The 20609-nt window shown below is 52.7% G+C and carries 17 protein-coding genes; 12 read left to right on the top strand and 5 right to left on the bottom strand.

The window, feature by feature from the left end:
* Positions 1–26: 26 nt before the first annotated feature.
* Both EDI29_RS00760 and EDI29_RS00755 read left to right on the top strand, forming a co-directional pair.
* Positions 27–2165, top strand: coding sequence for a type I secretion system permease/ATPase (locus EDI29_RS00760; protein ID WP_137739324.1), 2139 nt, complete (start codon positions 27–29; stop codon positions 2163–2165).
* An 11-nt stretch (positions 2166–2176) separates the two neighbouring features.
* On the top strand, positions 2177–3346 hold the full coding sequence (locus tag EDI29_RS00755) for an HlyD family type I secretion periplasmic adaptor subunit (RefSeq protein ID WP_137739323.1): 1170 nt from the start codon (positions 2177–2179) through the stop codon (positions 3344–3346).
* A gap of 92 nt (positions 3347–3438) precedes the next feature.
* Here the strand turns inward: EDI29_RS00755 and EDI29_RS00750 are convergent, their stop codons facing one another.
* A complete protein-coding gene (locus EDI29_RS00750) occupies positions 3439–4647 on the bottom strand; it encodes a glycoside hydrolase family 28 protein (protein WP_137739322.1) in 1209 nt (402 codons plus the stop codon).
* Positions 4648–5219: 572 nt separating this feature from the next.
* Here EDI29_RS00750 and pelI point away from each other — a divergent pair.
* The 7 genes from pelI (at position 5220) to EDI29_RS00715 (ending at position 11849) form a co-directional block, all read left to right on the top strand.
* Positions 5220–6263 carry a pectate lyase PelI gene (gene pelI, locus EDI29_RS00745; protein WP_137739321.1) on the top strand — a complete coding sequence of 348 codons (1044 nt, stop codon included), beginning with the start codon at positions 5220–5222 and terminating at the stop codon, positions 6261–6263.
* Positions 6264–6513: 250 nt separating this feature from the next.
* The gene (locus EDI29_RS00740) at positions 6514–7707 is read left to right on the top strand and encodes an alpha/beta hydrolase (RefSeq protein WP_137739320.1); all 1194 of its coding nucleotides are present in this window, start codon (positions 6514–6516) and stop codon (positions 7705–7707) included.
* 207 nt (positions 7708–7914) lie between these two features.
* Positions 7915–9159: a SpoIIE family protein phosphatase gene (locus tag EDI29_RS00735; protein ID WP_137739319.1), complete on the top strand. Its 1245-nt coding sequence runs from the start codon at positions 7915–7917 to the stop codon at positions 9157–9159.
* Positions 9160–9172: 13 nt separating this feature from the next.
* The gene (locus tag EDI29_RS00730) at positions 9173–9727 is read left to right on the top strand and encodes a SiaB family protein kinase (protein ID WP_137739318.1); all 555 of its coding nucleotides are present in this window, start codon (positions 9173–9175) and stop codon (positions 9725–9727) included.
* Position 9728: 1 nt separating this feature from the next.
* Entirely contained in the window at positions 9729–10181 is a 453-nt protein-coding gene (locus EDI29_RS00725; RefSeq protein ID WP_137739317.1) for a DUF1987 domain-containing protein, read from the top strand.
* Positions 10168–10875, top strand: coding sequence for a GGDEF domain-containing protein (locus EDI29_RS00720; RefSeq protein WP_137739316.1), 708 nt, complete (start codon positions 10168–10170; stop codon positions 10873–10875). Before EDI29_RS00725 ends, EDI29_RS00720 begins: the two co-directional genes overlap by 14 nt.
* Before the next feature lie 80 nt (positions 10876–10955).
* Entirely contained in the window at positions 10956–11849 is an 894-nt protein-coding gene (locus EDI29_RS00715; protein WP_137739315.1) for a LysR family transcriptional regulator, read from the top strand.
* Here the strand turns inward: EDI29_RS00715 and EDI29_RS00710 are convergent.
* From EDI29_RS00710 to EDI29_RS00695, 4 genes are all read right to left on the bottom strand, one after another.
* Positions 11846–12571 carry a sulfite exporter TauE/SafE family protein gene (locus EDI29_RS00710; RefSeq protein WP_206664352.1) on the bottom strand — a complete coding sequence of 242 codons (726 nt, stop codon included), beginning with the start codon at positions 12569–12571 and terminating at the stop codon, positions 11846–11848. The two genes, EDI29_RS00715 and EDI29_RS00710, sit on opposite strands and share 4 nt — an antisense overlap.
* 489 nt (positions 12572–13060) lie before the next feature.
* The gene (gene mltB / locus EDI29_RS00705) at positions 13061–14146 is read right to left on the bottom strand and encodes a lytic murein transglycosylase B (RefSeq protein WP_137739314.1); all 1086 of its coding nucleotides are present in this window, start codon (positions 14144–14146) and stop codon (positions 13061–13063) included.
* Between the two features lie 138 nt (positions 14147–14284).
* Positions 14285–14626 carry a zinc ribbon domain-containing protein YjdM gene (locus tag EDI29_RS00700; protein WP_137739313.1) on the bottom strand — a complete coding sequence of 114 codons (342 nt, stop codon included), beginning with the start codon at positions 14624–14626 and terminating at the stop codon, positions 14285–14287.
* Positions 14627–14746: 120 nt separating this feature from the next.
* On the bottom strand, positions 14747–16369 hold the full coding sequence (locus EDI29_RS00695) for an EAL domain-containing protein (RefSeq protein ID WP_137739312.1): 1623 nt from the start codon (positions 16367–16369) through the stop codon (positions 14747–14749).
* Positions 16370–16658: 289 nt separating this feature from the next.
* On the opposite strand from EDI29_RS00695, the gene fecI reads away from it, so the two are divergent.
* The 3 genes from fecI (at position 16659) to fecA (ending at position 20572) form a co-directional block, all read left to right on the top strand.
* Positions 16659–17180, top strand: a complete 522-nt coding sequence (fecI, locus tag EDI29_RS00690; RefSeq protein ID WP_137739544.1) for a ferric citrate uptake sigma factor FecI — start codon at positions 16659–16661, stop codon at positions 17178–17180.
* Complete coding sequence (fecR, locus tag EDI29_RS00685; protein ID WP_137739311.1) at positions 17177–18133, top strand: ferric citrate uptake sigma factor regulator FecR; 957 nt, start codon at positions 17177–17179, stop codon at positions 18131–18133. The genes fecI and fecR overlap by 4 nt, the downstream gene beginning before the upstream one ends.
* Positions 18134–18223: 90 nt before the next feature.
* Positions 18224–20572, top strand: coding sequence for a TonB-dependent Fe(3+) dicitrate receptor FecA (gene fecA, locus EDI29_RS00680; RefSeq protein ID WP_137739310.1), 2349 nt, complete (start codon positions 18224–18226; stop codon positions 20570–20572).
* Positions 20573–20609 lie beyond the last annotated feature (37 nt).

Here is a 20609-nt window from a genome sequence, read left to right as displayed (position 1 = left end):
TCGGGTAAGAACATGCAGGAATATCAATGACACAAGTAACCAACACTGAGGTCTGGATTGCCGCCATGGCGCGTGCCGCTGCCCACTATGGACAGGTGGTCGATATCCCATCAGTACGCCAGCAGATGCGCTGGTACGAACAGCTTCCCATCGCCCGCCAGTTAGAGCAGATCAGCCATCTGATGGGATTAACCATCAGCCTGCGGCACACGGAGAAACTCCGCTGGCGCAACCAGATCTTACCGGTATTAGCGGAAACCGATGACGGCGGCGTCATCGTCATCGAATCATTGAATGGCGAGGGGCTCGCCACCTACTGGTTGAATGACGGCGGTGACCTTCAGCGTGAAGCCGAACTGGCGGAACTGATTAAACACAGCCAGGGCATTATCGTGCTGGTCGGCATCGCCGAGCGTGGCCGCGATACCCGCATTGATGATTTCGTCAAACCGTACCGCAAGCACTGGTTCTGGCAGCACTTTCGCGGCGCAAAACGGCAGATCGGGGAAATCTCTCTCGCGTCTATCGTGGGTAACGTTCTGGCGCTGGCGGGGATTTTGTTCTCCATGCAGGTGTATGACCGCGTCATTCCGGCACAGTCGATCCCCACGCTGTGGGTACTGTTTTTCGGCGTGCTGCTGGCTGCCGCATTAGAATATGCTATCCGCTTGTCACGCACCGTCGTCTCCGATTTGATGGGCAAGAGCATCGATCTGCACGTGTCGGGGATGCTATTTGCCCGCGCGCTGGCGATCAAAAATGAGGCCAGACCGAAATCCACCGGATCGTTTATTTCGCAGCTGCGGGAAATCGATCAGGTGCGTGAATTGCTGACCTCGACGACCGTCGGCGCAGCAGCCGACATGCCGTTCGTCTTTCTGTTTCTCGGCATCATGGCGATGATCGGCGGCCCACTGGTGCTGATCCCGATGCTAGCGATCCCGCTGATTGTGATCCCCGGTCTGATGCTGCAATGGCCGATGGCGAAGCTCGCCAAGGAGGGGATGCGCGAAAGTGCCTTGCGTAATGCGGTGCTGGTCGAGTCTATCGAAGGGATCGAAGATATCAAAGCGTTACAGGCTGAACCCTACTTCCAGCGCCAGTGGGAGCAGACGCACGACGTCAGCGCAGCTATCGGGATGAAGCAACGCGTCTGGGGCGCTCGGCTCAGCGGCTGGGCATCGACCGTCCAGCAGTTAACCTATGCCGGGATGCTGGTATTCGGAAGCTATCTGGTGCTCGCGGGCGATATCACCACTGGTACGCTCGTAGCCTGTAGCTTACTGTCTTCACGTACCATCGCCCCGCTCATGCAGCTCACGATGGTCTTTTCCCGCTGGCAGCACGCCAAAACCGCGATGACCGGGCTGGATGACATCCTGCAAAAACCGCTGGATCGGCCAGAAGACGGCAAAATGGCGCACTGCCCAATCCTTCAAGGGCATTTCCAGCTCCACAACGTGCAGTACAGCTACGATCCTGAACAGGGCGATACGGCCTTGCAGATCGGGAAGCTGGACATCAAGCCGGGTGAAAAAGTGGCGCTGCTGGGTAAGGTCGGTGCGGGTAAATCCACCCTGCTCAAGCTACTTGCTAGCCAGGCAACCGCGACGCGTGGCAAGGTCATCATTGATGGCGTCGACATCAGCCAGATCGATCCGGCAGACGTTCGCCGCCAGTTGGGTTTTCTGTCCCAGGACTCCCGCCTGTTCTTCGGCAGCCTGCGGCAAAATCTGATGCTCGGCAACCCACATGCCACCGAACAGGAGCTGTTGCAGGCGCTGCGCATTAGCGGCGCGCTTAGCCTGATCCAACACGACGCCGCCAGTCTGGATCGCATTATTCATGAAGGCGGGCGCGGTTTATCCGGTGGGCAGCGGCAGATGATCCTGCTCAGCCGGATGCTGCTGCGCAATCCTCAGATTGTGCTGCTCGATGAACCTACCGCGTCTATGGACGAACAGTTGGAAGGCCACGTTATTCACCAGTTAAGCAGTTGGCTCACGGGTCGCACGCTGGTGCTGGTGACGCACCGCCCGGCGTTGCTCAGGCTGGCTGACCGCGTAATCGTCATGGATGGCGGGCGCATCGTGGCAGACGGCCCGCGTGACCAAATTTTGAAGGCCATCAGCAAACCGGCAGAGAACGCACAGAGCGTGGCGTAAGGAGAAACACAATGAGCAGCATCACCCTCCATGATGACCTGAAACGCCAGGGTCGACGCGTTTCCGTCATTATCTGGCTCAGTCTGCTGGGGCTAGTCGTCTTTTTTGTCTGGGCCACCTTTGCCGTGTTGGATGAAGTGTCAGTCGGAACCGGCAAGGTGACGCCCTCGACTCGTGCCCAGGTGATTGAAAGTCTGGACGGCGGGATCATCGGTCAACTGTATGTACAACAGGGCAATGTTGTCGAAAAGGGGCAGGTGCTGGCGCAGTTGGACATCAACCGCTTTCAGTCTGTCTACGGCGAAGCCTTCTCCCGCGTACAGACGTTGCGGGCGTCCGCTGAACGTCTGCACGCCGAACTCAGCGGCGCACCGCTAAAGTTCAGCGCGGAAACCCTAAAGGAGCCCGCGCTGGCCGCACGCGAACGACAGCTTTATGAGTCACGCCTGCGCAATCGCGATGAAACCATCGCCAACCTGCAACAGTCGATGCGACTGGTGGAGCAGGAGCTACGTATGACGGAGCCGCTGGTGCAGCGCGGTGCCGCCAGCGCCGTCGAAGTGATCCGGTTACGCCGCCAGATTAGCGAAATCCGCGGCAAAATCGACGAAGCCAGCAACCAGTACGCGGTGCGGGCGCGGGAAGAACAGGTTAAAAACAACGCCGATCTGGAAGCACAAAGGGAAGTGGTCAGCGGAAAAGCCGACCAGCTCAAACGTGCTACCATCACATCACCGGTGCGCGGAATCGTGAAAGACATTCAGGTCACGACCGTCGGCGGCGTGCTGCAACCGGGCGGCAAGCTGATGGAGATCGTACCGCTGGAAGATCAGTTGCTGATCGAAACGCGCATCAACCCACGCGATATTGCCTATATCCGACCGGGCTTACCCGCCACGGTAAAAATCACCGCCTATGATTCGTCCATCTACGGCAACTTAACGGGCGAAGTCGAAAGCGTATCGCCGGATACCCTTCAGGACGAAGTCAGGCGCGACCAGTTTTATTATCGGGTCTATGTGCGTACCACGCAGGCGGAGTTGGCCAACAAAGCCGGGGAAAAATTCCCTATCGTTCCCGGTATGGTCGCCAGCGTGGAGATAAAAACGGGCCAGAAAAGCGTGCTGGACTATCTGATTAAACCGCTGAACAAGGTCAATGAAGCACTGCGAGAACGCTAAACTTGCGCACGGTGGAACGAGCGTAATGAAAAAACAAGCAGCGCCGACGGTTTCCCGAGCGGCGCTGTTATGACCAAACAACGTAAATCGAACTACTTCTTAACGTTGACGTTCTTGATTTGCCATGTGCTGTCGCTGGTCAGTTTGACATTCTTCATCGTCACTTCTATCGGCTTTTTGGCATTCTCACCGTTCAGTACCACGACTCCCTTGGTTTCAGACGTCACATCCTTAAACGTGATGTCGCTCCAGTCTGGGACATTACTGCCTTCCTTTTTCTCGTACACCGTATCAATCACGATCGGTTTCGCCACATTTTTCATCACGACATTGCTATACCGAACACCATTGACCACCCCGGCAGCCGATTTGTCGCTTTTGATACGTAAGCCGTTGGTCGTGCCGTTCATCTTCAAATCATCAACCGTGACGTTATAAACGCCCATGGTTTCACTGCCGATCGACATACCATGCCCAGTGCCAAAGTCGTTATGAAGGATGGAGATATTGCGTGTCTCCGCCCTACCTTTATAGGCTTTGATCGCGACGTTATCGTCACCCGTCGAAATATTACTGTAGGCAATAGTGATATTTTTTGACGACATCGGATCGATACCGTCGGTATTTCTGGCGGTAGATGGCGTTTTGATTGTGGTTTTCCACGCGGTGAAACCATCACCATCGCTGAACACCACATGGAAATTCGGGGAATTAATGAGAGAAATGTTATACAGCGTAAAATTCTTACTCTTATTAATCTGAATCAGACGAGGGGTATTCTGTTTTAACTTTTTCACTTTGGCATCGGCAGCCAGTTCCCACCAGCTCACCTTTTTGTCCTGAAGTTTCACGCCCCCTTGCCCATCAATGGTGCCCGGACCATAGATGCCGCTGTTTGTCGTACTGACTGCGGTAATAAAGGCATCACAGCCTTTACCGTTTTTATCCACCACGCCACAGGACGACGGCGCGTTCTCAAAAGACTTAGCGTTATTCACAGCCCGTAGGGTCACCCCTTTGTCGATGACTAAGCTGACGCCCGAAGGTAGGGAAAGTGGACCGCTGAGAAAGACGGAAGTACTTCCTGCGCTCAATCTTACCGCTTTTCCCTGTTCGCAGGTATTCAGTGCTTTTTGAATGACGCTAGTGGCCGTACTGCCGTCCGCTTTAAGCGCCGTGCATGAGGCTGGAACTTTCGGTTCATTTACCGTTCGGGAATCAGAAGCAAATGCTGATGCACTGAACAGACCGATAAGTCCTAGTGATAATGATAAAACGCGTTTTCCTGATTGATATTCCATGTCAAACCTTATAGATATCCGCAATTTTGTTGTCACCTAAAAAAATAATTCCATTCTCTTTTTATTAATAAGAAAAATAAAACGATTTTATAGAAACTAAAAATTGTCGCACATGAATATGTAGATTAATAAAAGTCCATTTACATAAAAAATTTCAATGCTTATTTAGCAAAGCATTCAATTTTACGCATGATTAAATTATCACCAGAAAAGTAAATGGCGCATCAACGAAACGTAGAAACAAACCGAATCCAGTCATGTCTAGCCGTGAGCGAGTGGTAAGATTTTTTCTCTCTTCACGACATTCATTTTTCTTATTCTTTAATAAGAACCTTCCTAATATCTATTAATTTATCGAAAATAATTAAATTAAATATAATAAACAAAGTATAAAAATAAATATAAAATAATAACAGACTAAATTAAATAAACTGACTAACCTCAACAATTTCGACGAATTATTATTCATTTCATATTCCCTGCTATATAATCCTCTCGATGCGCTAGGACTCCCTCTTTATTTATTCTAAATAAAGAGAAAAAATATCCGTTTAATTTACAAGGAAAAACACATGTTTAAGTATTTAACACCGATATTTTTATGTACGGCTGCTTTTTCTTTTCAGGCTCAGGCTGATGACACCATGCTGATGCTGCTGAAAAAAGACAATGCCACCTATTTAAGCTGGTCTACCGATGCAGGCAATGTGGTTCGCCAGGATGTGTATCGCAGCACCAGTAATAATCAGGCTGGCAGCGAAAAAATTGCAGAGCTTAATTCCACCGACAGAACGTTTACGGATTTAACGGCTAATCCGCAGTCGGACTATTGGTATTGGGTGGATACGGTTAGCGGCAACAATAGCATCCTGAAATCTAACGCTGCACAGACGGCTCCTGCACCATTGCGCGCCGCGTCACTGAAAGCAGCCAGTTCAGAATGTAAAGCCGGGGCGGTGATCAAAGATAAAACTGTCGACTGCGGCGGTATTACTTTGGGTCTGAGCTGTAGCGGCGACAGTGATAAACAGCCTCCTGTTATCACACTGGAAAATGCCACCATCAAGAACCTGCGCATCGCTGAAAAAGGCGGTTCTGACGGTATCCACTGTAAATCAGGCAACTGCCGTATTGAAAACGTGATCTGGGAAGACGTTTGTGAAGATGCAGCAACCAACAACGGCAAAACCATGACCATCGTCGGCGGTGTGGCACATAACACCACCAATGGCCCTGGCGGCAAGCCGGACAAAGTGCTGCAACAGAATGCCAAAAACAGCCACACGATCGTACAGGGCAACTTCACCCTGACGGGTCAACACGGCAAACTGTGGCGTTCTTGCGGTGACTGCACTAACAACGGTGGCCCGCGCAACCTCACCATCATCAGCGCTACCGTTAACGGCACCATCGACAGCATCGCGGGTGTAAACCGTAACTTTGGCGATGTCGCTGAAATTCGCGATCTGCGTATTAAAGGCTACAAAGCAGGTAAACCTAAAGTGTGTGAAGAGTTTACTGGCGTACAAAAAGGTCAGGGCGAATCACCTAAACACGGCGAACAGTGGGATACCAAGAACTGCAAAGTCAGCCGCTCAAACGTTAAAGCCCTGTAATTCTGCCAGCAGAATTCACAGCTAACGTAATATTCCCTTTGGGGTTCTGACGCATCTACCTCCAACAGACCGTGCACGATGCGCGGTCTGTTTCATTGCTTCAGCCTTGCTGCAATTCGGTAAAACGTGTGCGCTTCACGGCGCCGCACGTTGAGCGCCATGCTTGCCAAATAATTTCAGATATAGTGTTGTCGAACCGCCAGATCCCGTTCGCTATCAAGTTGATGTTGCCAGCAGGCAAGGAGAATAAATGACAATAAACGTATTCCAGTTCGTTTCGTTGCCAATCTGGAAACGGGTGATGGTAGGCTTATTCGCCCTCACGGGCGTGCTTTTCACCGTGGGATGCAACAGCAATCCACGTGATATTACGCCATTAGGACAACCGTCATTCGAGCGCTATCAGCAGGAAACAACACGCTGGGTAGAGCAGCATCGCGCCTTCCAAACCACCGATAAACAGCTGGAATTACGCTGGAATACGCCCAGTGAAACCCGTCCTGCGGGTCAACCACGTAAGGCGATTTTACTGGTGCACGGACTGGGAGATTCACCCGGTTCGTTCATTGACATCACGCCGAAATTGGTCGAACAGGGATTTCTCGTCAGAACCGTTTTGCTACCAGGGCACGGCACGCGCCCCTCCGATCTACTGCACGTCACCGTTGATGACTGGCGCAACGTCGTTGCCGAGCAGGCTGAAATCCTCAGCAAAGACGTTGATGAAGTCTATTTGGGCGGTTTTTCCACTGGCGGCAATTTGGTGCTGGAATACGCGTCACAACACCCTGAAATCAAAGGGCTGGTGCTGTTTTCACCCGCGATTAAATCCAACGAAAAATACGATTTCATGACGCCGCTGCTGTCCGTGTTTACCGACTGGCTGATGCCACCGCGTCCCGGCTACCCGGAGCAACTGGCGACCCGCTATATGCGCGTGCCAACCAACGGTTTCGCCCAATATTACTATTCCAGCAGCGGTGTTCGTTCACAGCTCGCCAAAAAACCTTATGACAAGCCAGTGTTAATCGTGCTGGCGGAGCATGATTCCGTCGTCGATACGACTTATATTGCCAACATGTTCGATACCCAGTTTACCCACCCGCGCAGTCGTCTAATCTGGTATGGCGATCGCCCTGCGGGTATCCATTCCTCACGCGTGTTAGTGCGTACTGGCTCCTTGCCTGAATGGCGTATCAGCCAACTCTCACATATGTCGCTCCTATTTTCACCAGAAAATACGGAATACGGCAAAACAGGCTCAATCATTATTTGCGCCAACGGACAAACCAATAACGACCTGACAGCCTGCGCGGATCGCAGCACGCTGTGGTATTCCGACTGGGGATACGTGGAAAACGGCAAAACCCACGTGCGCCTGACCTTCAACCCCTATTTTGACTGGCAAAACCAGATCATGCTCAACGTATTGGATACGCAATAAAGCGAGTGTCTCCCTAAATAATTCGAGTTGCAGGACAAAACGTTAACGCTTTGGATAACGCGAAGCGTTAGCCCGTCAGGGCGAGGCTCAGATATGAGTCGAGTATCGCCAACGCACCTGCGGCTTGAAGTATGACGGGAGCTGTCATCATTTGGTCATCAAGGGCAGGTATTTTGACGCAAAGATAAATCTGCCCAAAGATTAACCATGATCGCCATGCCCGTTCCTTGCGCCCGACCGCTCCTCCGGGGTACACCGGTGGCGCGAGATCTTTGTATTCCTCTGCCGGATGTTTCTCCTGACACCGACAATGCCACCGTATTGCAGTTGTTCAGTAAAAATAAAGAGTGGGTCAGTCTGCCTGTCGTCGAGGATGGACGTCCTTTTGGCTTAATCAACCGCCACATTTTTCTCTCGCAAATGTCCCGTCCTTTTTATCGCGAACTGTATGACAAAAAGAGCTGCATCGCGTTTATGGATAAAAACCCGCTGATTATCGATGCGCTGGCGTCGTTAAACGACGTCGCCGATCAAACGGTGATCACCGGTGACAAATCGCTGACGGACGGCTTTATGATCACCGAAAACGGACGTTATATCGGTATCGGACTCGGCATTGATCTGATCAAGGCCGTATCGGATATGCACCTACGCCAACATCAGCAAATTATGCAAAGCATCGAATATGCCAGCGTGATTCAGGCCGCAATGCTGACAACTTCAACACAGGCAATGTCTCGAACGCTTGCCGACTGGTGCTTAGCCTGGGAACCACGGGACTGTGTCGGTGGTGACTGTTATGCCTTTAAAACCTATCAAAACGGCTGGCTTGCCGCCGTGGCAGACTGTACCGGACACGGCGTACCCGGCGCATTTATGACCTTAATTTTCGCTTCTGCATTGGAACAGGCGCTGACCCAGCACGGTCCAATGCTGCCCGCGCAGCTATTGCAGGCGATCAATCGCCATATCAAAGACACGCTGGGACAACGTGACGAAGCTCGCCAGCTTTCTACCTCTAATGACGGCTGCGACGCGATGCTAGTGTTCTGCGACATGACGCGCAACACGCTGACATTTTCCGGCGCACGGATGCCTGCATTTATGCTGCAAAACCAGACCGGGCAACTGACGCCGCTCCAGTGCGATCGAATGGGTATCGGCTATACCGAAACCCCTTATGACTACCAGTGGTCAAGCTACGAACTGTCGCTGCATGACAATGATATGTTTTTCACCACCACGGATGGATTGACGGATCAAATTGGCGGAGAACGCAGGATTATGTTTGGGAAACGGCGGTTACAAGAGCATCTCCAGCACTATCAAAACCAGCCAATGCGTGAGCTGGCTAACCAGCTGCTATCAACACACAAGATCTACCAGGGCGATCAGACCCGACGAGATGATTTAACTTTTTGGGGCTTCCGACATTGTTCGACTTTTGTTTAATCAGGTAGGCAGAATGATGCCAGACATCAAATACACCGAGTTCTTTTCGCCCTCTCATCAGCATGACATCACGCTGTATTACGTGGGCTATTTTTCACAAAACATCATCAGTTCACTGGCTGAAACCATGAGGCTACAACTGGAGAAAAAGCAGCTTCCTGCCGGTATCCGTCGCCGACTATTCTCTACATTCGTGGAAATGGTACAAAACATCACTCGCTATTCCGCTGCACAGTTAACCGCGTTCGACCACCCCATTGAGGTACGTCATGGCTCCGTGTGCCTGGGTTACGAAAATGGGAAATACTTCCTGTTATGCGCCAACCCGGTAAGCCCCGACGATGTAGAGAAACTACGGGGGCGTCTTGAACCGCTGCGCGGTATGACGCTTGATGAAATCCGACTCGCCTACAAAGTCTCTCTGCGCGATGAAACCCCGTCATCAAGTAAAGGCGCGGATATGGGTCTGTTGACCGTAGCACGTGATGCCAGTGAGCCACTCCAGTTTACGTTTCGGGCCGACGCATCAACGGGGCTATCTACGTTTTATCTGAAGGCAATCATTTGACATGAAAAATATAACGACCCTAAGCAACCTCCATATTTCGGGGACATCCTGTACCCCGACTGTTGATTTTCATTTTGACACACACCGTCTTTATCTTTCCGGCGAATCTTATCCTGAGAATGCAGCGGCGTTTTATCGCCCGCTGCTCACTGAGATTCAGGCATATCTACACAGACTGACGGCCTATGCGGAAACCATGCCACCTGATGAAGTACTGCCGAGCATCGAAATACATGTCTCCCTGATTTACTTCAACAGCTCCAGCACCAAGATGCTGTTCAGTTTGTTCAACCTGCTGAATCAGGCAGCGGAACAAACATTATCGATTGCGCTGTATTGGTATTACGACAAAGACGACGATATTGCAGAAGAATTTGGTGAAGAACTCCACATCGATTTCCCTGCCCTGATCTTTCACAGCACGATTTTGAGTGATAACCATGAGCACAATTGACTTGTTTACACCGGAATACGACATTTTGCTCGCCGCACGCAACATCGCTAACCAGCAGGAGAGGCCTGCTGAAGTCTATCGCGATACGCTGCTGGCATTAACCGACCATTACCAGCGGCTGGTACGCGAGTCGCACCGCCTCATTTCACGCAGCGATAGGGCGGAGAAAGAGCTGAATCGCCTAAATGCACAGCTCAACAAGTTGGCGGTCGAGCTGGAATACAAAGCCAGCCACGATCCGCTGACCAGCGTGTATAACCGCGGTGCGATTATTGAACGCATCAACCACGCGCTGGAACGCAACCAGGCGGCGCTCATCGTGTTGGATATCGATCACTTCAAGCAGGTGAATGATACCTATGGCCATCCGACCGGCGATGCCGTGATTTGCGATCTGGTGTCACGTGTGCAACACGTCCTGAGTACCACAAACAGTATTGGTCGCGTGGGTGGCGAAGAGTTCACCATTCTACTGGAAGGGCATACGCTCATGCAGGCCGTCGCCCTCGCCAGCCAACTCCATCACGACCTCAACAGGATGCCGCTCAGCGTACTGCCACAACAGCGCGTCACTGCCAGTTTTGGCGTCAGTTGGGCACCGCAGAAGACCAGCTTCGATGCGCTATACGGCGCAGCGGACGCCGCGCTCTATCAGGCCAAAGAAAAAGGAAGAAACAGAGTGGAGTGTCAATAAGTCGCAGTCTGAGCGATTGCCGTCGCTCTGGCTCACGGCCATAATAGTGGGTATCGGCTCACCCGAGACAGACTCCCCCTATGCGATTCGATTTAACCGATCTCCGACTGTTTCTCAATATTCAGAAAGCAGGCAGCATTACCGGTGGCGCAGCGGCGTCCTGCCTGACCGTACAAGCGGCCAGCGAGCGAGTCCGGGGGATGGAAGAGGAACTGGGTGTAGCGCTATTGCTGCGATCAAAGGCAGGCGTTTCGCTCACCGACGCAGGGTTTTCGCTGGCGCACCATGCCCACATTATCCTGCGTCAGGTAGAACATATGCGCAGCGAACTACACCAATATGGCAAAGGGCTACGCGGCCATATACCGCTATTGTGCAATTCTGCGGCGCTGAATGAATATTTACCTACTCTGCTGGGCCGCTATCTGATGGTCTGTCCGCAAATATCCGTCGCGGTGGATGAAAAACTCAGCCGCGATATCGTCGATGCCATCCGCAACCGAACCGCCGATCTCGGCATTGTCGCCGATTCCGTGCCGCTCGACGGGCTAGAAACTCGATCATTTCGCAGGGACGAACTGGTCGTCGTCGTTCCCAAAAATAGCGCATGGACTGGGAAAAAACGACTAAACCTTTCTGACATCGCTGACGCCGAATTTATCGGGCTTAGCGAAGGCGCGGCCTTGCAGGAACACATCGATGAACATGCCAGAAAGCTGGGGAAACGCCTGAATTATCGCGTGCGTCTTGCCAGTTTCGATGCCGTCACGCAGGTGATTCACAGCGGTATTGGCATTGGCATTCTTCCACGACATGCCGCACAGCGCATGATGGAGCGGCTAGAGATTCGCACCATCCCGCTGTCAGACGACTGGGCGACACGCAATCTGGTCATTTGCGCCCGCCAGTTTTCCGCGCTGCCCGGCTATGTTCAGGATTTCGTGGCTTTTATTACAGAAGAGAATGCGGATTAAAGCAGCCCGCGCGCGGCCATATATCCACCTAGCGCCACCAGCCCGACGAAGAAACAGCGCCGGAAAATCGGCTCGCTAATCGCGTGGCGCAAACGTTGCCCTATCATCATGCCCAGCAGCGCGGGAATCAGCGCCAGCAAAGACTGCCAGAGATCGATGCCCTGTAGCCCGATGCCCTGAATCAGCTGTAGCGCCAGCCCCAACGTGGAAACGGTAAACGCCAGCCCCAACGCCTGCACCAGATCGTTTTTATTGAGCCTCAGGCATTGCAGATAAGGCACAGCGGGAATCACGAAGACGCCCGTTGCCGCCGTGATGGCACCCGTGAGGTAGCCCACCAGCGGTGACAGCCAGATTTCATGACGCCCCGGCTGCGGCAAGGTGGTCGCCAGAATCCCCCACAGACCGTAAACCACCAAAATGCCGCCGAGCGCCGCACTCGTCCATGACGATGACGAGGTGAGCGCTGGCAGACCATTCCAGAACGTCCCGATAATGATTCCGGCAAACAGCGTCCAAAACCGTTTAATCAGGCTGAGAAAAGCGGGGCCGCAGGCGAGCTGCCAGATGTTGGTTACCAGCGACGGAACAATCAACAACCCCGCCGCGCTGGCCGCAGGCATCACCAGCGTTAACAGACCCATCGCGATCGTCGGTAATCCCAGGCCAATCACGCCTTTCACCACACCGGCCAGCAGGAACACCACCATCATCGTCGTCATTCATCGCCTCGGTTTGCTGCACCATAGGAAAACCCCTATGCAGGAATAGTCCAATGAGGTCTCTGCTGGTGTCTATGCGGATTGTATTGAGGGTGATTCAGGGAAAATTGGAGGCAAAGGGAGGGTTGGGAAGAGTGAGATTTCGCATCGCATGCGATGCGGCGACTGCTAATGGGATTGTCGTTATCTGGCGTAAAAAATTATGCAGCGGTGGGCGTGACCGCCGAGTGAGCGACAGGACGTCGCGAAAGCCAGTGCCGCGTAGGGAACGCGTCACTGGCGGCTCGGTTAGCGGTCACGAATGCCGATGGCACCGCGCAGCGGCATAATTTATGCCAGAAGCCTGGGTTCGCAGGGCGGCGGCGACTGAGCGCCCTGCGTCGGGCGCGTATTCGGTATAGCATATGAATAGCAGCGTTATGGCGCACGAAACTGTCTCTGCGTCTGCATTGAAAATATGACGAAGAGACAGCCTGTAAAGGGAAGAGCTTAGTAACTCTGATTCTGTCGAGCGCGACCTACAGCCTCACCCAGTTGCCATACAGCCATCGCGTAGTGCGTGCTGTGGTTGTAGCGCGTGATGGCGTAGAAGTTTGGTAATCCATACCAGTATTGATATCCCGTGCCGATATCCAGCCGCAGCAGGCTCGCTTCACTGTATCCTGCCAGCGAATGCTGTGGCGTCAGACCCGCGGCCTGTAATTCAGTGAGCGAGTAACGGGTATTAAAACCGTTCGCAAGCAGCGGCGCCTGACCGTTTGCCTGCACCGCGACAGGCGCGCCCTTCACCCATCCGTGTGCTTTGAAATAATTGGCTACGCTGCCAATTGCGTCCACCGGGTCCCACAGATTGGTATGCCCGTTGCCATCAAAATCCACAGCGTAATTCTTGAAGGATGAAGGCATAAACTGCCCGTAGCCCATTGCGCCAGCATAAGAACCGCGCAGGCTGAGCGGATCGTTGCCTTCCTTACGCGCCATCAGCAGGAAGGTTTCCAGCTCGCCCGCAAAGTAATCAGCCCGTCGCGGGTAATCAAACGCCAACGTAGCCAATGCATCAATGATGCGCGTTTTCCCCATCACTCTGCCCCAGCGAGTTTCCACGCCAATAATGCCGACGATGATCTCAGGCGGAACGCCGTAAATGGTCTGGGCACGCTGTAGCGCATCCTGATACTGATTCCAGAACGCTACGCCGTTCTGCACGTTGTCTGGCGTAATAAACTGATTACGGTAGCGGTTCCAGGCACCGTTCGGCCCAGAAGGCGGGCGCAATGTCGGGGCTTGCTTATCCATCAGGCGGATCACCCAGTCCAGACTTTTCGCCTGAACCAGCACATCGTGCAGCTGCTGGCGATTAAAACCGTGCTCCAGCACCATTTTATCGACAAACCGTGCAGTAGCTGGATTGGTCGCGAAATCGCCACCTAGCGGATGCACATTGTGCGCAGGTTCAAGTAGAAAACCACCGCTGAAAGGATTACCCGAAGGTGCTTCTGCCGGAGGGGAGGACGGCTGACTGCTACAGGCCGAGAGCAAAACAAGCAGAGGGAGAAAACGAACCAGATGACGCATCAGATATCCGTATAGCCAGGTAAGAAATCAATACAGGCTATGGTAAAGGATTGTCTGATGTGAAAAAACCAGCCAGAGGTGAAAAAATGCCGCGCGCCAACCAGAGAGGAGACTGACGCGCGCGTCATCACGTCAGGATCAGTTTTTCTTCACAAACTCAGATTTCAGCTTCATCGGTCCAAACCCATCGATCTTACAATCAATATTGTGATCGCCTTCCACCAAGCGAATCCCTTTCACACGAGTGCCCATCTTCAACGGCGTCGAACTGCCTTTAACTTTCAGGTCTTTAATGACCGTGACCGTATCGCCGTCCGCCAGCAGGTTGCCGTTGGCATCTTTTACCACTAAAACGTCATCCTGCGCCGCTGCATCACCCGCCGCTGACCACTCATTTCCACATTCAGGGCAGTTAAGCATTTCGCCTTCTTGCCAGGTGTATTCAGAACTGCATTTTGGACAATGAGGTAACTGTTGCATGATAAACTCCTGAAAAATTCACAATAAAAAAGCAATAAATATCATTAGTTAACTACCCTATTCTCGATATTTTACCCTTTCATGCACATTTTTGGTAGTGAAGCAGCGTTTATCGTGACTTTACTGCCCGTCTGGCGCGGTTTCTCGCCTTGCCGCCAGAAACGCGATTAACGCCTCTTGCGTGAGCGCTTTGGAATACAGCCAGCCCTGCACATAGGCAACACCAAGGCTTTTCAGGTAGGCTTCCTGAATCGGGGTTTCGACGCCTTCGGCAACAATTTGTTGGTTAAGGCAATGTGCCATGCTGACAATGTGGGACAACACAATGTCAGTGGGTGAATGGTTATTAATATTCCAGACAAAAGACTTATCGATTTTGAGCGTATTGGCTTTGACGCGTTCAAGATACGACAGCCCGGCATAGCCAGTACCAAAATCATCAATAGCGACATCAATGCCTTTCTGTTGATACAGCTCCACCATCAGCCCAGCTTTTTGTGGTTCGATCATGGATGACTCGGTTAATTCGACATTAATATTTTTCCCTTCAAGATCGTGTGTAGCAATGCGCTCCACGAGATAATTGAAAATGGAAATATCCTCGAATTCTGCCGCCTCAAGATTAATGGAGACAAACATCTCAGGGTAAGTTTTCTTCAATACGCAGGCCGTTTGGATCGCCTCATCAATGACGTAGAGCGTCAGTGCTTTCATCAATCCCATCTGACGAAGCATCGGGATAAACGAGTCCGGCATAATTACGCGTCCGTCTGAATGATGCCAGCGAATCAGCGCTTCGCACCCCACAACCTGAGCGCTCTTCAATTCAATAATCGGCTGATAATGTAATTCAAACTCTTTTTGTTTCAGCGCCTGATTAAGCACATAGCGCGGGCTCTGAATAGTCAGCGTTCGTCGGGAGATCAACGCGGAAAGCAGCAGGGAAAGGAGAAGAAAGATAGGCAGCGCAGAGAAGAAAATCGTCAAATAGCGTGCGGTACTCACAGGTTTATCGGCACTCACCGCCAGAGCAAGATCGCTGTTTGATAACGGTTTCAGGACATAATATTTATTATCAATATAAAATCTATCGGTTCGATTTTCTCCCGTAATCAGGCGGGGGAAAATGACGTCATGGATCGAATCCGACAGGATAACCTGCCCATCCTGTTTTTTTCTCTCCAGCAATGCACACTGGATATTATGGCTGTAGGAGGGAACATCCAGAAATGAACGCGGATTTAACACCACAAGATGATGTGCTGCGCCAACATAAATCATTCGCTTATTGCGGTTCAGTGGGCTTTCAACGTTGTACCACACTGCATAGGCCGTTTTATAGAAAAAATCAGGGGCGGGAAGAAACATCGTATTAATGTCGTTCAGCATCGAAGAACAGCGGGGCCGATTCCCGTCGATATAGACCACGTCCTGAATATAATCATTGTCGTACGCGGCCTTGCGAAGTGCATTCAGGTGCGGATTATCACAATAAGGCAGGCTATATTCTTCTAACCTATCCAGCGCAGAGATCGCCTGTACCATTATTTCGTCAGCATGCTCAATCGTGACGTTAGAAAAACTCTCCACATCCCCTTCAAACTGTTTAAGCGTGAAAGCCGAATGAACCGTAAGCGCTAACGCAAAAAGCGATGCCAGAATAAAAAACAGGCCGGAAGATAATAAGAAAAAACCTTTCTTAAAATAGAGTGTTTGAAAATAGGCTAGCAGGCTTTTTTTCATAGGGCCGATGCATCATTATCACGAGAAACTCAACATAGCACACAACCCTTCCCTGCAATGGCTCAATATCCGAAATAATTCGGATTTTCAGACGCGGGTAGAGACGTGGATCAGTAACGCCCCAACGGTTCGAAAACGATATATTTATCTTCTTTAAAAACAGCCAGTTGCTTTCTGGTACGGTTATCGTGTCGGTATCGCTCTGTGATTCAATTGTAATGAGAACCATTATCATATTAACATAGCGTCTATTATTTACCGTCGATACACGTTTCTACTTCTGACCATGATGTCTGACCACGCCACCCCCTCTGCTGAACTGACGCTCGAATCGCTCTACGGTTCGCACCACGGCTGGCTGAAGCACTGGCTAACGGGCAAGCTCCAATCCTCTTTTGACGCCGATGATATTGCTCAGGACACCTTCCTGCGCGTGATGAACGGCGAGTCCCTCACCGCAATCCGCGATCCCAAATCCTTCCTGTGCACCGTTGCCAAGCGCGTGATGGTCGATCTCTTTCGCCGCAATGCGCTGGAAAAAGCTTATCTGGATAGGCTGGCACAGTTGCCGGAGGCGCTTGTACCCTCGCCGGAGATCCAGCAACAGCAGCTTGAGACGCTCCAGCAGGTAGATCTCATGCTCGATGGTCTGAGCCACAAAGCGCGACAGGCGTTTTTGCTTTCTCAGCTTGATGGCATGGCCTACGGTGAGATCGCCACGCGGCTGAAGGTCTCCGTCAGTTCAGTCAAAAAGTACGTGGCCAAGGCCACGGAGCATTGCCTGCTGTTTCGTCTGGAGCATGGGCTGTGAGCCTCCCGCTAACCGACTCACAGCGTCAAGCCCTGCGCTCCGCCTCGCATTGGTATGCGGTACTGAGCGACGAACGCGCTAGCCCGCAGCAAACCGAGAAATGGCAGCAGTGGTACGAGCAAAATCGGGATCACCAGTGGGCCTGGTCGCAGGTAGAAAACCTGCGCAGCCAGATGAACGTCGTGCCTAGCAACGTCGCCCACCGCGCCCTTCAGGATACCCAGCTTACCCGTCGCAGAGTGATGAAAGGTCTGTTACTGCTGTTAGGCGTGGGTGGCGGATGGCAGCTTTGGCGTTCTGACGCCGGAACAGGCCTGCGGGCGGACTATACTACGGCGAAAGGCGCGATCCGCCAGCAGCGTCTGGAAGACGGCACGTTGCTCTCGCTTAACACCGACAGCGCCGTTGACGTTCGCTTCGATCCACAGCAGCGGCGCATTCACCTCTGGTACGGCGAAATTGCGATTACCACCGGACAGGATGCCAGCAATCGCCCTTTCTACGTGCAAACACGACACGGGCAGTTGACCGCACTCGGCACTGAATTTACGGTACGTCAGGAAGCAGGCAGCACGGTGCTGAGCGTGCAACACCATGCGGTGAAAGTCGTACTGGCAGAAGACCCAACCCAAGAGCGCATCGTGCGTCAGGGCGAAAGCCTGCGTTTCAGCGCTCGAGAACTGGGTGAAACCCAATCCGCAGATGAGGAAGATAGCAACTGGGCGCAGGGCATTCTCAGTTTCAGCAATAAGCCGCTCGCCGAGGTGATGGAAACCCTGTCGCGCTATCGTCACGGCGTGCTGCGCTGTAGCCCGGAGGTCGCGACGCTGCGGTTAAGCGGCACCTTCCCGCTGAAAAATACCGACACAGTGTTGCAAGTCATCGAGAAAACGCTTCCCGTTAAGATTCAGTACATTACGCGCTACTGGGTCAACATCCTTCCCGCAAACTAAACGATAACGAAAAAAATTATCATTCTTGATTGTCCTTTTTCTCCCTCTCGTTCGACTTAGGTATACAACAAAAATGATGATGGAGATGTTATGACGCTCTTACGCGCTTTTCGTAAAGCAACCCCTTTAGCCATGGCGATACAGCTCAGCCTGCTCTCAACAGTCGGTATCACGACAGGGATGGCCTACGCAGCCATTACACCCGCCACTGCACGCTACGATATTGCGGCTGGCGAGTTAGACAAAGCACTCAACCACTATGCCGCCCGCAGCGGCATTACGCTGTCAGTAGATGCCAGCCTGACGCAGGGAAAACGCAGCAACGGCCTGCACGGCGACTACACCGTTGACGGCGGTTTGAAAGCCCTACTCGCAGGTAGCGGTCTGCAACTGAAAGCGCTGGGCGATAACGCCTGGACGCTGGAGCCGATCCCGACAGCAGCGGAAGAAACGCTGACGGTCGTCGGCGACTGGCTGGGTGAAGCGCGTGGAAATGACGTCTTTGAACATGCAGGCGCGCGTGATGTGATCCGCCGTGAGGATTTCGCCAAAACCGGCGCCACCACCATGCGCGATGTCTTAAATCGCATGCCGGGCGTGTATGCGCCAGAAAATAACGGGACGGGTAGTCACGATCTGGCGATGAATTTCGGTATTCGTGGCCTCAGCCCGCGTCTGGCCAGCCGCTCCACCGTTCTAATGGACGGTATTCCGGTGCCGTTTGCACCTTACGGCCAGCCGCAGCTTTCCCTCGCCCCCATCTCCCTGGGCAATATGGATGCCGTTGACGTGGTACGCGGTGGCGGTGCAGTGCGCTACGGGCCGCAGAGCGTCGGCGGCGTCGTGAACTTCGTCACCCGGGCGATCCCGAAAGAGTTTGGCATTCATGCTGGCGTAGAAGGCCAACACAGCCCGACCTCCTCACAGCACAACCCGAAAGAAACCCACAACCTGTTGGTTGGCGGCACGGCTGATAACGGTTTCGGTTCGGCGTTGCTTTATTCCGGCACTCGCGGCAGCGACTGGCGCGAACACAGCGCGACGCGCATTGACGACGTAATGCTGAAAAGCCGCTACGCGCCAAACGACGTGCACACCTTTAACAGCCTGCTGCAATATTATGATGGCAGCGCCGATATGCCAGGCGGCCTGTCCCGTGCCGATTATAATGCCGACCGCTGGCAGTCAACACGTCCGTACGATCGCTTCTGGGGGCGTCGTCAGCTTGCCAATTTAGGCTACCAATATCAGCCGGATCAGCAGCACAAATTCAATATTCAGGGGTTCTACACCCGCACACTGCGCAGCGGTTATCTGGAGCAGAATTCGATCCTTACCTTGTCTCCACGCGAATATTGGGTACGCGGCATCGAGCCCCGCTACAGCCAAAGTTTTACCCTCGGCTCCTCAGCGCATGAAGTCGGCGTAGGCTACCGCTATGTCAGTGAATCCACCCATGAGGTGCGCTACTTTACCAATACCGCCAGCAAGACGCTGCCAAGTACCAACAGCCCCATTGATCGCGAAACTCGGGCAGGTACAGAGGCGCACGCCTGGTACATTGACGATCGCGTAGATATTGGCAACTGGACGATTACGCCGGGAATGCGTTTCGAGCACATCAAATCTCATCAGGACAATACGCTGAAAGGCACAGGCGAAGCGGTCAGCTACAACGCGCCGCTGCCTGCCCTGAACGTGCTCTACCACGTTAACGAAAGCTGGAATCTTTATGCGAATACGGAAGGATCATTCGGCACCGTACAGTACAGCCGAATTGGCAAGGCGGCTCAAAGCGGCAAAGTGGAGCCAGAAAAAGCACGGACCTGGGAAGTGGGCACCCGCTACGACGATGGCGCGCTGACCGCAGAAATGGGCGTCTTTCTGGTTAACTTTAATAACCAGTATGACTCCAATCAGACCAACAACACCGTCACCACACGGGGAAAAACTCGCCATTCCGGGCTGGAAACACAGGCACGCTATAGTCTCGCCGAGCTGTCGCCCCGCTTAGAGGCGGTGTCGGTTTATGCGCGCTATGCCTACGTGAATGCTGAAATTCGCGAAGCAGGTGATACCTACGGTAATCAGGTGCCCTTCTCTTCAAAACATCGGGGTGGATTCGGTGTCGATTACCAACCGGGCAACTGGACGTTCAACCTGAACAGTGAGTTCCAGTCCAGCCAGTTCGCCAATAACGCTAACACCATTGCCGAAAGCGCCGATGGCAGCGCCGGGCGTATCCCTGGCTTTATGCTGTGGGGCGCGCGTGCGGCCTATGACTTTGGCCCACAGTTCTCCGATCTCAATCTGGCCTTTGGTGTGAAAAACCTGTTCGACCATGATTACTACACGCGCTCGAACAGCGATGACAACAACAAAGGGATTTATGCCGGCCAGCCCCGCACCTTCTACATGCAGGGCTCGCTGAAATTCTGACTGCCACGTTATCACTCGCCGGGCAGATGCCCGGCCT

Origin of the sequence: Pectobacterium polonicum, assembly GCF_005497185.1 — a bacterium.
In the GTDB taxonomy this organism is placed as follows: domain Bacteria; phylum Pseudomonadota; class Gammaproteobacteria; order Enterobacterales; family Enterobacteriaceae; genus Pectobacterium; species Pectobacterium polonicum.
The sequence above is the reverse complement of the archived record's forward strand: the minus strand, read 5'-3'. Positions and strand labels throughout refer to the sequence as shown.

Coding starts and splice junctions, on each gene's coding strand:
- EDI29_RS00760 (WP_137739324.1), top strand. CDS start 27: ATGACACAAGTAACCAACACTGAGGTCTGGATTGCCGCCATGGCGCGT.
- EDI29_RS00755 (WP_137739323.1), top strand. CDS start 2,177: ATGAGCAGCATCACCCTCCATGATGACCTGAAACGCCAGGGTCGACGC.
- EDI29_RS00750 (WP_137739322.1), bottom strand. CDS start 4,647: ATGGAATATCAATCAGGAAAACGCGTTTTATCATTATCACTAGGACTT.
- pelI (WP_137739321.1), top strand. CDS start 5,220: ATGTTTAAGTATTTAACACCGATATTTTTATGTACGGCTGCTTTTTCT.
- EDI29_RS00740 (WP_137739320.1), top strand. CDS start 6,514: ATGACAATAAACGTATTCCAGTTCGTTTCGTTGCCAATCTGGAAACGG.
- EDI29_RS00735 (WP_137739319.1), top strand. CDS start 7,915: ATGATCGCCATGCCCGTTCCTTGCGCCCGACCGCTCCTCCGGGGTACA.
- EDI29_RS00730 (WP_137739318.1), top strand. CDS start 9,173: ATGATGCCAGACATCAAATACACCGAGTTCTTTTCGCCCTCTCATCAG.
- EDI29_RS00725 (WP_137739317.1), top strand. CDS start 9,729: ATGAAAAATATAACGACCCTAAGCAACCTCCATATTTCGGGGACATCC.
- EDI29_RS00720 (WP_137739316.1), top strand. CDS start 10,168: ATGAGCACAATTGACTTGTTTACACCGGAATACGACATTTTGCTCGCC.
- EDI29_RS00715 (WP_137739315.1), top strand. CDS start 10,956: ATGCGATTCGATTTAACCGATCTCCGACTGTTTCTCAATATTCAGAAA.
- EDI29_RS00710 (WP_206664352.1), bottom strand. CDS start 12,571: ATGACGACGATGATGGTGGTGTTCCTGCTGGCCGGTGTGGTGAAAGGC.
- mltB (WP_137739314.1), bottom strand. CDS start 14,146: ATGCGTCATCTGGTTCGTTTTCTCCCTCTGCTTGTTTTGCTCTCGGCC.
- EDI29_RS00700 (WP_137739313.1), bottom strand. CDS start 14,626: ATGCAACAGTTACCTCATTGTCCAAAATGCAGTTCTGAATACACCTGG.
- EDI29_RS00695 (WP_137739312.1), bottom strand. CDS start 16,369: ATGAAAAAAAGCCTGCTAGCCTATTTTCAAACACTCTATTTTAAGAAA.
- fecI (WP_137739544.1), top strand. CDS start 16,659: ATGTCTGACCACGCCACCCCCTCTGCTGAACTGACGCTCGAATCGCTC.
- fecA (WP_137739310.1), top strand. CDS start 18,224: ATGACGCTCTTACGCGCTTTTCGTAAAGCAACCCCTTTAGCCATGGCG.